Consider the following 12257-nt stretch of genomic DNA (forward strand, 5'->3'; position numbering starts at 1 on the left):
TCGGGCGGCGCTGTTCAGCGCGCGCCGCGCGCGGCCAGCACGGCATCGACCGACAGTCGCCCCGCGCCGCTGATCAACAGCGATACCGATGCGGCCAGCAGTGCCAGGGCGAATTCGTAGCCGTTGTTGGCCATGAACAGTCCCTTGTCGATATGCACGCTGAAGATCGCCACCAGCATGGCGAACGCCAGTGCCGCTGCGGCAGGACGGACGAGCAGTCCGACGATCAGCGCCAGACCGCCGAAGAACTCGGCACCGCCCGCCAGCAAGGCCATCAGGTATCCCGGCGTCAGGCCGAGCGAGGCCATGAACTGGCCGGTGCCTTCGAGGCCGTAGCCGCCAAAGGCGCCGAACAGCTTTTGAGCGCCGTGGGCGGCGAAGATGATACCCACGGGAATGCGCAGGGCCAGCGCGCCCCAGCCGGCGTGGGTGCCGAGGACGCGTTGCAGGGGGGAAGTGGTGTTGGCTGTGGTCATGGTGTACTCCGGACATGGGTTGTGAATCGATGAGCGCATTGTAGAAGTTGCGCCTGGATGGATAAACATGCTTGAATGCGATTAACTGTTCCGTATATTGAGACAAATGGACCGATTCGAAGCCATGCGGGTTTTCGTTGCGGTAATCGACGCCGGCAGCTTTGTCGGCGCGGCCGACGCGCTGGCGATGTCCAAGGCGGCGGTGTCGCGCCATGTGGCGGATCTGGAGTCGCGACTGGGAGTGCGCTTGATGCACCGCACGACCCGCAAGTTGTCGCTGACCGCGGAGGGCGAGGTCTTCCACGCGCGTTGCGCGGAACTGCTCGCCGGCGTCGAAGAGGCAGAAGCCGAGATCACCTCGGTCAGCGGCGAGGCCACGGGAATCCTGCGCATCAACGTCCCCTTCACCTTCGGCCGCTTGCACCTCGCGCCGCTGTGGGTCGAGTTCATGGCCCTGCACCCGAAAGTGACGCTGGACGTGACGCTGGCCGACCGCGTGGTGGACCTGGTCGAGGAAGGTTTCGACATGGCGGTGCGCATCGCGCGCCTGCCCAACTCGACGCTGATCAGCCGCCAGCTCACCTCGACGCGCCTGGTGTTATGCGCATCACCCACCTACCTGCACCATCACGGCACGCCAGGACATCCGTCAGAACTGGTGCAGCACGAGGTGTTGGCGTACAGCCTCTTCTCGATGGGCGACAACTGGCCGTTCACCGGGCCAGAAGGAACGCTGTCGGTGAAGGTGTCGCCGCGCCTGCGCACCAACAATGGCGACACCTGCCGGGTGGCGGCGCTGCGCCACCAGGGCATCGTGCTGCAGCCGTCTTTCCTCGTCGGCCAGGATCTGATCGCCGGAACCCTGGTCGAACTCTTGCCGGCCTACCGTTCGCTCGAACTCGGCGTGTACGCGGTGTTCCCCTCGCGCAAGTTCGTCGCACCCAAGGTCCGCCTGCTGATCGACTTTCTTGCCGACGCTTTCCGGATGCAGGCCTGGCCGGCATAGTGCCGGTGAGAATTCGTGTGCGTGGGACGGCTATGGCGCAGATCCAGGGGAGCTAACCGCCCGGATTTCTCTCGGTCGACCGGGTCCTGATCGGCAACGGTGAGCTTCGGCGAATGTGCAGCACCCGACGGAGGATAACGAAGCCGACGTGACGAAGTCCGCGGCTACGATCATTCGGAAGCTCACTCAGGGGCTGTAACGCCTACGAGCACGAGGCGTTGCGGTGCGACGAGCAGCCCCGAAAAAGCCCGATTTGCCGCCTGCACCCCGCCGGTTCTGGTGTCCGGTAAGCGTTCGAGCGTCGGCAAAGGACGTCGCCCACGCTTCCCGACCAAACCGACGCGCCGTCTCAGTGCTTGCCGGCAACGCCTAATTCTTGGTCGGCGGAGAGTTTCGCTTGGCGGAGGCCGGTCGAGGGTAGATTTCCACAGCTTGTCCACCGCTTCCGCACAGCGCTACCCACAGGTTCTGGGGACAGAAGCCAAGAGTCCCGATTTTGCGCAAAAAACTGCAGCCGACGTCCGCTGCCTGGCTGAGTCCGCTTCGGACCGGGTCGACCCTGGCACTGAAGCATCTCGGAGATGTGCATCCGCGCCCTCCCGAAACACGCTACTCGATTGCCTTGATCCCGCGGCACTTCGGAAAAGCCGTGCATCCCCAGAACGCACCTCCCGCGTTCGGTCCCTGTCGCGCAATGCGCTTCAGCATCCTGCCGCCACACCGGGGACAGCTTGGCTCTGCTGCTGACGTGGCGGTCGCTGCGGATGTCTGCACGCTGGCCGGTACTCGTTCGGTCGACACCGTCATCTCAGGTCGGGCAGCTCGGACTCGTTCGATCATCGCTTTGAGCGCCGGCCCGTCGATGAGCTCGATGTTCTTCCCTGCCACGAACGAGCGTGCATCTGCACTGAAGGTGCCCGAAGTGACAACGAATCCTCCGGTCGCGCCCTGCGATGCCATCACACCGAACAATTCACGTACGACCGTGACCGAAACCTTGTAGGCACGCCACTGCTTGCACTGCACGAGAAAGCCCTCGCTGCCTTTCCTCAATTCCAGATCGATGCCGCCATCGGGACCACCGCCGCCGGCTTCGGTCACTGAGAAACCACGCATCCGGAAGGCCTCGCCTACGAGCAACTCGAAATCGCTCCAATTCAAGGCGCGCAGGTTCTCGCCGGACTTGTCGCCGGCGACATTGCGAACGAGGCCTTCACGTTTGCGCCGTCCCAAAAACGATGCGGCAGCTCCGGCCAACAACAACAGCGGCACGATGAACTGGCCGTAAAAGGCCAGCGTCCTGGTCATCTGCCCGACGACCATCTCACCAATCTGCCCAGGCGGCACATTGGTCGGCACGTCCGCAGACGCATACCTGTGCAGGATCACGTAGGCAATCAGGGCCAAGATGGTCCCGACCCACCACGGGAGCATCGCAGCAATTCCGAAGATGTCTTCAAAGGCGCTGCTATTCCTTCTTCTTGCCATCACTGATTCCTGTCAGGATTTCTACCCGGTCAACGCCACGTACGGGCTACCTTCGCATCGTTGCTCGGATGTCAAACGATGCCGCGATTTTTCCTACACCCATTGAAAAACCAGAGAGGCTGAGCTGGGCATACTTCTTGACAGAAGAAACCGCCAACCTCCCCGACATACGGCGATTGAAACCGTTGTAAGTACATCCAGAAAATGTCACGTCGAGGTTTGCAATGGCTGCCGTCACCCCCGGCGTAGCGAGTCCCTTCAACTGGCAGCCGTTTTCCGGGCTCGACCCCATCACCTTGCCCTGCGGATCAATTTCGATGGTCATCTGAACGACGGCATGTGCCTCCGGAGAAACGACGCCAGAGACAGTCGCCTGATACTGTGTTTGGCCTCGCCAACCGCCCGTGGTTGTCGTGTAGGCCGAATTGGCAGCGTCTCCAAAGGCGTTGCTCGGTTTGCCTTGGGGCTGCCTGTCGCTTTGGCCCTCTTCAGACTTGCAAGGGCGGTCAGTGAGTAGCGTCCGCCCGTCCTCCACACATCGATATTGGGCGTGCGCGGTTGTGGCAAACACCACGAGGGCGATAATTGCAGGCAGTTTGCTCATTTCATGCTCTGGGCAAGCCAGAAGTGTTGAATAACTCCCCGGTATTCTACCCAGCCGTGGCTAGAATTTTGGCCTGTCGAAGCAGATTCCGCCTCCTACCCCGGAAATTAATCGCCCCAGAGCTGCCGCAGCTCTGATTCCCATCGCTGAGTCCGGCTTGTTGGCCTCAAAGCTCTCCATCGAAAGGGCATCGCTGATGGATGGCGTCGTTCCGTGTTGATTCGCGCCGCTATAAGGCCATTTCGGTGGCGGCGCACTGAGGCCACCTAGAAAAGCAGCGCGCGGCAGTCGGCCGACTGCCAACGCCCTGAGAGCGCAGCAGACGTCCGAGTTCGATCATCGTCGCTGCCCAGTACAAGCCCACGCAGCGAGGAGCAGTGCCGGCTGGCCAGGAGAGCGCTTGTCGGTGAAGAATTGTCTGCGCGCCCGCCGTGTAGACGACCTGCACGACCGAGGATTCCAAGCAGCCGGCGCTGGCTATTGCTCTTGCCTGCGCCAGCGACGACAATGGATCGCACCCACCCAAGCGCAAGGAAAGCCGAGCATGCTGGTCAAGTTCAACTCGAGCACCTCCGGGCAGATCATGATGCTCTCGCCCGTCGCCCGCCAACTCCTCGAAATCCTTCAAAAGGACTGTACCGCGCGTGGCGTGATTACCACCGAGCAGTTGCCCGAAGCCATCGCATGCCTGCGACGGGCTGTTGCCGATGGCCGTGCGAGTCCCGCCGAAGCGGTCGCTGCCCAGACCACCAGTCCCGCCAGGAGTGACGACAGCAACGACGATCAAAAAGTCGATGGCCCGCCGATCGGATTGGCTCCGCGTGCCTTCCCGCTGATCGAGCTCCTGGAGTGGACGCGCAAGGAGGACGGATTCGTTCTCTGGGAAGCAGCCAAGGACTTCTAGCTGCGCACGGCTCGATCACGCCCTGGGCTGTCGCCGCCCAGCAACATCGACTGCCCCCGATCCCAATATCAAAGCACGATGGGCCCAACGGCCGCCGTCGGCCAATTGCTGTCGTTCGATGATTCCGGCAAGCAGCCATCTGAACGGCTGCTGTACTTCGCAAGCTGCCAGAGGGTGAATGCACAACTCGGCCAGAGCGGTTCTTGGCGCTACCCCGCGCGGAAGGCCGGCAGGGAGCCTCCAGCTGACGCCCCTCGCTGCGCTGCGTGCCAACTCCGTTACTACAACCGGTCATCACGGACGACGTAGCTGCTGAAACGGAAGCGACGCTCGCGATTCCTTGGTCTAACTCCGGTTTCCCTCATCTGCATCTCCACTCTGCACATGACATATATTTCATGACTTTAGTCCGGAACAGTTCTCTCAAGAACGCAACATTACACCAGCAATTTTTTTGGCTTACACTGTCGTCGTACCAACATGATCGTGCGGGGGTGGGATACACGCGCAGAGACCAGCGAAAACTGGGACGGGCCCACGAAGCCGCCAAAGAAGAGAAGTCAGCGCGGGTCCAGCATCGTTTCTAACAACTAACTATCGACCTAGGGGAACCATGGCCCGCCAGGTAAGGCTGAAGCTGGAAATGGACGGCCAGTGGGATATTGAGGATCTCACTGATCTGTCGCATGCCTTGCGACTGAGCTACTCGTACTTCTATTGGATCTCCGACGATAGTGGATTGGCACCGCCACGAGTGCAGTCCATGTTCGCTAGATACTTTTGGTCTGGTGAATATATCGGCGAGCGGTTCGCGCACAACCTCTATAACGAGATACCCGACGATTCTCGATTGCAACTTGTGTCGATTCGCTATTCGTCGCCAGGCTTTATAGAACTGGCCGGCTTGTTTGGAGTCATTCTGTTACTCGCAAGATGCTGCAAAGCATGGCTAGAGGTTGCAGAAAAGGCAGGCGATCTGTATGGCAAGGTTATGAAGTTTTTCGACGAACGAAAGCTAAAGCGCATCCCGAAAAAGGTGGATGTTGACATAGTTGAGCCGAGAGACATTGATGATGCTCGCGCTCTTTGCTTTGAGTATGGTTCCTTTCTCGGCTTCACCACGAATCATATAGAATACCTAATCGACCTAACAGGCAACCCTATTTCTGCGCTGCGCCTGTTGGTCGCTCTGAGTTCGGAGGCGCGACGGATGATCTCTCTCGAACAGCAAGGTAAATTGAAATTCCCATCGTCGATTAAGGAACCGCCGATGTGAACGCATACGGCACACAGGAAGCACGGAGTCACCCAAAAAACCATGGCTTCACTACTCAGAGGATATTGTTCCTGTCGTCATGCCCGGCAAGTGAAAACTTGTCAGTATTGTTAGGCTTATGAGAAGAAATTCTAGAATCCTCCAAATTAAGGCCAGCTTTCGTCGTTTTGGCGACCGAAATTAATTCGACGACAGGATCGGGTCTGATGTGCTGCTTGCGGGAAGTTAACGGCTCCCGTCAGAGTGGTTAACCGACGCTTTTTGTCACAACCAACCAGTGAGTAGAAGCCCAAAGTAGATACCTAGAGATTTTTTCGGCCGATCAAGACCGTGCGGGCCAACGTTGGCGATTTATAATTCTTGCATGGTAACCAATTTGACTGCCCGAGTCTGGATACCGAGCAACCCAGAAACTTACCGGATGGCGATTTTAAACACGTTTTAGCTTTGTCTAGAGTCAGCAAAGGTATGGAGCGAAGTTTGTTTCGCAAGATTTTTAGGTGCGTAGCTGGACGCGACGCCAGACTTCCCATCAATCTTTTGCCGCATTCAGGAGGCCAGCTATGAATTGGAAAACAATCCTAGTTTCTCAGGCTGTTCTAGTCGCATTCTCCGCCTGCTATATAACTTCCACAAGCGCTGCTGACGAAAAATCCACACGCATCTATCCAGTGCCAGGACGGGAAGGTGGTGTAAGCAGCAAAAGCGACACCAACGCTTCCCACAACCGCTATTCGGGCCGAGATCCTTTGGAAAACCCCAACGGCCACCCTCGGAGGCGTGATTCTAATGCTGTTGGACGTGAACCCTCCCAGAAACTCTATCCACCTGATAAACCACAGGTAGAAGCGATTTCCGTCTGCATGACAAAACCGCACCTTTGCAAGAAGGAGTAGTTAAAACGATGGAAGCGTGGCTTCGCGAGAATGAGCATGGGATTAAGGTGGCTGTCGGATTGGTGGCGGCTATATTTGCTTTGGTTCAGTACTTTGGAAATGTTAGGCAGCTCCGAGTGGAAAAATCGCTTGCCTTCTTTGAGCAGTTTTCAAAAGAACCCATTTTCTCTGCACGAACAAGAGTTTTGGAAGGGTGGGAACGTCTTGGCGCTAAGTTGGCTGATCTCCCTGAGGCATCTAGCAGCGAAGAGGCCATTGCCCAACGTAGGAGCTGGAAAGAAAGCGTTGTATCTTCGATTGCTGCCAGCTCTCGCTTTACTGTAGATACAGAGATCATGTTCGAGTTCTTTAATTCACTACAGATCTGCATCGAGAACGATATCTGCGACGAGAGATCGGCGCATGAACTGATGCATGAATCTGCGCGAACTTTTTTCGGCAACAACTGCCCCTACGTCGCTTACGTTCGCTTTGAGAAGAAGATCACCAACTTTGGTACCAAGGCCGAAGCGTTCGCCCAGTTCCCGTGCCACCTTGACATTTACAGTGAGTTGATGCCAAACGTGGCGCTTCGGCGGGACGTTGCACGATAAATCCGCGCAAACATCGAGTGCGAGGTTGCCGAATGGGACTGGTGTTGATTTAGGTCGGATCGGACCATTAAAAAAATGGAAACAGGCGTTCGACGTGATTGTTGTCGCACGTCAAGACAGCATCGATAACGGCCGTTCACGCGATGTGGCGCCAACGGTTGCTCTGGCCGATAAGTTGCCAGAGAGCAGTCGGCTGGTATGGCGGCTTTACTTTGGGACCTCCCATTCAGTAGGCCGCTAGCTGAAGGTCCGCATTGGGTCGAAAGTGTGAGTAGCGTTGTTCAACAAGCGGTCGCCCAGCGTCGCCGGCCCAGACTGCTTCCGCGAACCCGGTCGAACGGCGGAAACGCGGCGTACAGCCAACGCGCAAGGCACATTCGCCCAAGGACCGCAGCGGCCCCGACGACCAGACCGCCGCCGGGTGAGCCCATCCGAACGGCCTGCGGCGACTGCCGCCGTTCGCAAACGTCGGCGACCGTCTTCTGGCGCAAAGCGTTTGATGATCGGCTCTCATTGCTCTCGGAATATTTCAGCAACCGTGGTCCGTCCGGGGTTCTTGGTTTGCGGGAATGGCCCGCCAATTGATGGGCGCGATGCTCCGCCATGTCGGGTCATGCGCGTTGACGGCCGCTACAGATGCCATCGCCTTGTTCCACGCCATTCGCACCCGTAGCGATGCGCCAAGAATAGTTCGTTCGGATTGAGTGTCGGCATGCCGTTGGCTCCGGGCCGCCCGCCATTTGCGTCTTCTGCGACCTGCAGCCCGCCTTGCCTCACCCAACCCTTGCTTCATGGCGCCGCAGCCTACCTCACAGCCTTGGCAGCCAATCGCCAAGAGCGGCTAGCCTTTTGGCGTGTAAATGATTTTCCACGAGGTTTCCCCAGCGTTTCCGTAGCTCCCCAAGCTCACTTGGTAGCGCCAAGGCGTACTGTCCCCCGGATTCCCATTTAGGTAACCTTGACTCCGGAAATTAAAGCATCCTGGCGCGGAATTGTACGTTTCGGCCATCCAGTGGGCGTTCGCAACGTCGTCGCCCATCGCGATGTAAGGCTGGGGGTTCGGGTACCAATCGAAACTTTCCATACGCGTCACCAGGTAAACACCGCTGCCGGAAATGGAATCGCTTAGTTGCCCTTCTGGCGAGGGCTGCTCGAACATCCAAATACCTGTGGGGAATCCTTCATGGATCTGAGGTCGCACGAGCCAGAATGTCCCTCGCTTCTTACTATCGTTCGACATATAGGCTGATCCGTTGCTGGCACCCCCGTCCAGGAACTTGTAACTCCCCGCTCCCTGGGAAACCATTTGGCAAAGCCCGCTCTTTAGTTCCATTGTACTTGTCTCCCCGTTCTCACCTTAAGGATGGCCATTGCAAGCTGTGCCGCAGCCGCGCAGACAGGAGGTTAGCATGCCCTCTTTGCGGTGAGAGCGCGGCGGGATCAGCGGCGGTGTGTTGCACGCGGAATGGTACCTAACAATTCCAGCGATGACACGGTTTCAAGTGGCTCTCCAGCTTGCTGAAAGTCCCGGCGGGAATGCGGCGCCACACCGGCCCGACCGATGCGCACCAGCGGCAGTAGGCGGTGGTGACGAACGATCCTGGTGGCAAAGATCGTGCAGGCGAAATCCCAGGCAGGTTTGTCGTTTTGCCCCGGGCCCAGATGCTGCGTTTCCCACGCCGCAATCTGTTGCTCGATGGCGGATGCGGCCGTGGCGTCGTCGGCGAACATCTGCTCGCCGTTCTGCCCGTCCGTCGGCAGCGCCGTGGTATCGCCAATCGTGGTCTGCATCAGGAAGACGGGCACCGAGGTGCGCAGGCCGGCACCAGTCACGGGCCATCAGCTCGAAGCTGTAGTTCACCTGGATTTCCAGCTGCAGGTCCCTGGCCGGATGCGCGCTGGCGCTTTGGCGGAACTGGTCGAACATGCCGGCAATGGCCGCCTCGCGGTTGGGATCGGCGATGTAGGCAACCGCGTCGGCAGTGATCAGCGGGACCACGGGCGCGCTGAAGCGCACCAGTTCGGATCGGTAGACGAAGGCCGAGTTGGTATTCCAGTCGTCGTGGTTGGGCTTGGCGGCGCTGTAGGCGTCTTCGGGTGCCAGCCGTTCGTTGCGCAGGATGTAGCCGCCGGTATGCGCGCTCTGGTATTGCAGCACGTAGAGCTTTTCCCACACGAACCTGTACGATTGCGCGCCTTTCGGGGCGGTGGCCGCAGCGGTGGGCGAACCGGTGGCCGTAGCGGCGACCGCATCCGGAAGAGCATTGAGGGGCGTTCTCGACCGGTAGACGCGCTGCGCTTCGGCCTTGCCGGGCAGAGGGCCGTCATAGCCGTCGAGAAGCGGCCACTGCACAGCGCCCGCTGAAAGCTGCACCAGTGTCACCGTCTGCAGCCCGTCCGCGGGCGTGGCGACGATGATCTCGAACTCCCAGATCTCGAACCCTAGGATCTCGAACCCCAGGATCTCGAACCCCAGGATCTCATGCACCGCGTCCGGCACCGCCGCGCGCGCGGCCGGGGCGTCGCTGCGCTTGATGCGTTCGGCCTGCTGAGCGGCGGCGACCGGGCCCCAGGCCTCGGCGACGCTGGCGATCAGGCCGTTCAGCTTGACGACGGTGTCGCGGTCCGCAAGCGCTGTGTCGGCGTTCAACTGCGTCAGGGCAAAGCGATAGCGCGCGAACGCGTCGAAAAGCCTGCCGTGGACATCGTCGATGCGCGTACCTTGGGTGGCGTCGCTTGCGGTCTGCGGGACACCGACCTCTTCGTTGAAGACGACCTGCAGGACCAGCCGGTCCTGTGCCGCACGCGGCGGTTCGACCTCGACATGGTAGTCCCACTTCAGCACGTCCTCGATCCTTGGCGGGGAGCCTGTGTCGAGCGGGGTCTGGGTCGCCGTCTGGCGCATCAGCTTGGCATTGGGCGGGAACGAACGCAGCGGGACCGGAATGATCGTCTCCGCGACGCTGTCGGGGTGGTCCCTGTCTTCGCCCTTCAGGCCAAGCGCGGCGGTCAGGGTATTGGGCCTCGGGTCGCCCTTGTCGCGATCGTTCGGCAGAACAAAGCTCAGCCAGGATGAGGGCACGTAGCCGTTTCTGGCATCATCGGAGTGAATGTTGTGCTCGACCGCGTTCGCCGAGAACTCCAGATGCGCCTTAAAAAACGGCTGTACGCTGGGATTCCTGGCCTGCACGGTGAAGTTCAGCCATTCCGGCTGATCGCCGCGATTGCGGATCGGCAGTTTCGAATTGCTCAAGTTGTAGGGCAGTTTCTTGATATCCGAAGCGGCATCCACGCCGGTGGTGCCAATCGGACCAAAGAGACTGGGTGCAGGCCGATCCGGCCCGTCCCAGGGCTCGATCCGGCCGTGCAGCGAAACTTCCACCGGGATCTGGCCGACAACGGCCGTGTTGTAGTCGTTTTCGAGCTTACTCAGCATCGCTTGCAGCAGGCTTTCTTCCGCCGCACCGAGAACCTCGCCAAGCTTGCGGGTCTCTTCCGGCGTCTTGTGCTGGTAGTCCCCCTGATAGATCCAGTCGAGCGTGCTCTTGATGGTCTGCGCCAGAGCGGCCTTGCTTTGGGCAAGGGTGTCATACACCGGCTGCGGGACGGGTGTCGCGGGGACGGCGGGTTTGCCGGTGCCCGTTGCCGTGTCGGTGGCGACCGGCGGACGGGTGTCTTGATCTGCGAAACCTGCGATGCCGGGCGCGCTTGCCCGCAAAGGCGGCAGGCGCGGGCAGGGTGAACCAGGCCAGGCATCCTCATCGGCCTGCGTGTGGCCCGCGGCGGCCGACCAGCTGCGCTCAAGGATCACCTCGACGATCAGCTGGCGCAGATCGCCCGCATCTTCCAGCGCCTTAGTGGCCGGGTTCAGCCATTTCCAGGCGCCGGGGTAAGTCTTGTCGAGCGTATAGGAAATGCTGGCTTTCGGCGGCATGACGCGGTTCTCGCCGGCCACCCTGACCGTGTCGGTGTCAGTGGCGCGCAGCCACTCAAGCAGGGCAGCCACATAGTCGAGCAGCTGCGCTTTCCCGGCCTCGTCGGTGCCCTCGATCTCGACCACGTCTTTCAGGCTGGCCTTCTTGCCGTCCGTGCCGATCCTGTCGACGCGGTGCAAGCCAACCGGAATGACCAGCGCGGGGCGGGCATTCGCCCAGTCGCCGCTGCTGTGATCGTGGGTGGTCTGCGAGCGAGTGTCGTCCACCTCGGTATCCTTGACGATCAGCGCCAATGTGCCGTCCCTGCCGGTTGCCAGCGTCAGGCGCAGCTCGTCGCTGAAGGGAGCCAGCACGCGGGCCTTGTCGCTCCAGGCCAGAAGGTGGCTCAGCGGCAGGCGCTTTTGCCGGCGCATGATCGGCGGCAACTGCCGGAACACCCAGCCGGGCGCCTTGTCGGAGCCGCTCAGCCGGGTTTCCCAGTGCAGCGTGTCGTTGTCGACGCGGTCATACAGCATGCCCGGCGGGACCGCTAATTCCGCCGTCGGCGCGCCATCCCTCAGCCGCAGCGTCACCGCCACGGCCGTCTTCGAGCCCACCAGCGGGAATTGCTGCCCGGTCGCCTCGTACAGCGACAGGGACGTCGCCCGGATTGTGCGGATCGTGAGGATTGCCCGGGGTCTCGACCCGGGTCCCCGACAACAGCAGTCCGGCTCAGGTTGCCGGCGATCTGGCTGGTGCGCATCGGCATAGGCCTTTTGCTCGCGCAGCGCGATCACGGCGCCCCGCTGCTGCTCGCCATTCGGGTGCGCAGCCCAGTCGGCATTGGCCTGTTCAAGCATGCCCGCGAAACTCTCGGCATGGGTTTTGCGCGGCGGCCAGGGCGGCGTTGGCAGCCAGCGTGTCGACCGCCTGTTCGTGCGCGGCCTCCAGGGTCTGCTTCTGTTCGGCCAGCGCCCGAGTCTGCGCCGCCGCAGCGACGACGCGCTGCTGTTCGACGGCCTCTTTCTGCGCCAGGGCGGCGATATTGGCGGCAATCGCCAGCGCGCTCTTCTCGTGCTCGATGGCGTTCGTCCTCACGA

10 protein-coding genes are annotated in these 12257 nt (G+C 60.5%); 4 read left to right on the forward strand and 6 right to left on the reverse strand.

Features of this window, described 5'->3' with window-relative positions; genetic code table 11:
• Positions 1-14: 14 nt before the first annotated feature.
• Positions 15-476: a DoxX family protein gene (locus tag QZ613_RS02275; RefSeq protein ID WP_291868647.1), complete on the reverse strand. Its 462-nt coding sequence runs from the start codon at positions 474-476 to the stop codon at positions 15-17.
• Positions 477-582: 106 nt separating this feature from the next.
• Between QZ613_RS02275 and QZ613_RS02280 the strand changes: the two genes are divergently transcribed.
• Positions 583-1482 (forward strand): LysR family transcriptional regulator, encoded by a 900-nt coding sequence (locus tag QZ613_RS02280; protein ID WP_291868644.1) that lies wholly within the window; start codon positions 583-585, stop codon positions 1480-1482.
• A gap of 609 nt (positions 1483-2091) precedes the next feature.
• On the opposite strand, the gene QZ613_RS02285 is transcribed toward QZ613_RS02280, so the two are convergent.
• Complete coding sequence (locus QZ613_RS02285; protein WP_291868640.1) at positions 2092-2970, reverse strand: restriction endonuclease; 879 nt, start codon at positions 2968-2970, stop codon at positions 2092-2094.
• 46 nt (positions 2971-3016) lie between these two features.
• Positions 3017-3574 carry a hypothetical protein gene (locus QZ613_RS02290; protein ID WP_291868637.1) on the reverse strand — a complete coding sequence of 186 codons (558 nt, stop codon included), beginning with the start codon at positions 3572-3574 and terminating at the stop codon, positions 3017-3019.
• A 544-nt stretch (positions 3575-4118) separates the two neighbouring features.
• On the opposite strand from QZ613_RS02290, the gene QZ613_RS02295 reads away from it, so the two are divergent.
• The 3 genes from QZ613_RS02295 (at position 4119) to QZ613_RS02305 (ending at position 7243) form a co-directional block, all read left to right on the forward strand.
• Positions 4119-4478: a DUF1840 domain-containing protein gene (locus QZ613_RS02295; protein ID WP_291868634.1), complete on the forward strand. Its 360-nt coding sequence runs from the start codon at positions 4119-4121 to the stop codon at positions 4476-4478.
• A gap of 613 nt (positions 4479-5091) precedes the next feature.
• On the forward strand, positions 5092-5754 hold the full coding sequence (locus tag QZ613_RS02300; protein ID WP_291981394.1) for a hypothetical protein: 663 nt from the start codon (positions 5092-5094) through the stop codon (positions 5752-5754).
• Between the two features lie 904 nt (positions 5755-6658).
• Positions 6659-7243 (forward strand): hypothetical protein, encoded by a 585-nt coding sequence (locus tag QZ613_RS02305; protein WP_291981396.1) that lies wholly within the window; start codon positions 6659-6661, stop codon positions 7241-7243.
• 841 nt (positions 7244-8084) lie between these two features.
• Here the strand turns inward: QZ613_RS02305 and QZ613_RS02310 are convergent.
• The 3 genes from QZ613_RS02310 to QZ613_RS02320 all read right to left on the reverse strand — a co-directional run bounded on the left by QZ613_RS02310 (position 8085) and on the right by QZ613_RS02320 (position 12255).
• A complete protein-coding gene (locus QZ613_RS02310; RefSeq protein ID WP_291981398.1) occupies positions 8085-8576 on the reverse strand; it encodes a hypothetical protein in 492 nt (163 codons plus the stop codon).
• A 165-nt stretch (positions 8577-8741) separates the two neighbouring features.
• Positions 8742-12017 carry a hypothetical protein gene (locus tag QZ613_RS02315; protein ID WP_291981399.1) on the reverse strand — a complete coding sequence of 1092 codons (3276 nt, stop codon included), beginning with the start codon at positions 12015-12017 and terminating at the stop codon, positions 8742-8744.
• Complete coding sequence (locus QZ613_RS02320; protein ID WP_291981401.1) at positions 12010-12255, reverse strand: hypothetical protein; 246 nt, start codon at positions 12253-12255, stop codon at positions 12010-12012. The genes QZ613_RS02315 and QZ613_RS02320 overlap by 8 nt, the downstream gene beginning before the upstream one ends.
• Positions 12256-12257: the final 2 nt, after the last annotated feature.

It is taken from the genome of Candidatus Accumulibacter sp. ACC005, assembly GCF_907163215.1.
Taxonomy (GTDB): Bacteria; Pseudomonadota; Gammaproteobacteria; order Burkholderiales; family Rhodocyclaceae; genus Accumulibacter; species Accumulibacter regalis.

Excerpts from the sequence above, each read along its gene's own strand:
- QZ613_RS02275 (WP_291868647.1), bottom strand. The coding sequence starts at position 476 with ATGACCACAGCCAACACCACTTCCCCCCTGCAACGCGTCCTCGGCACC.
- QZ613_RS02280 (WP_291868644.1), top strand. The coding sequence starts at position 583 with ATGGACCGATTCGAAGCCATGCGGGTTTTCGTTGCGGTAATCGACGCC.
- QZ613_RS02285 (WP_291868640.1), bottom strand. The coding sequence starts at position 2,970 with ATGGCAAGAAGAAGGAATAGCAGCGCCTTTGAAGACATCTTCGGAATT.
- QZ613_RS02290 (WP_291868637.1), bottom strand. The coding sequence starts at position 3,574 with ATGAGCAAACTGCCTGCAATTATCGCCCTCGTGGTGTTTGCCACAACC.
- QZ613_RS02295 (WP_291868634.1), top strand. The coding sequence starts at position 4,119 with ATGCTGGTCAAGTTCAACTCGAGCACCTCCGGGCAGATCATGATGCTC.
- QZ613_RS02300 (WP_291981394.1), top strand. The coding sequence starts at position 5,092 with ATGGCCCGCCAGGTAAGGCTGAAGCTGGAAATGGACGGCCAGTGGGAT.
- QZ613_RS02305 (WP_291981396.1), top strand. The coding sequence starts at position 6,659 with ATGGAAGCGTGGCTTCGCGAGAATGAGCATGGGATTAAGGTGGCTGTC.
- QZ613_RS02310 (WP_291981398.1), bottom strand. The coding sequence starts at position 8,576 with ATGGAACTAAAGAGCGGGCTTTGCCAAATGGTTTCCCAGGGAGCGGGG.
- QZ613_RS02315 (WP_291981399.1), bottom strand. The coding sequence starts at position 12,017 with ATGCTTGAACAGGCCAATGCCGACTGGGCTGCGCACCCGAATGGCGAG.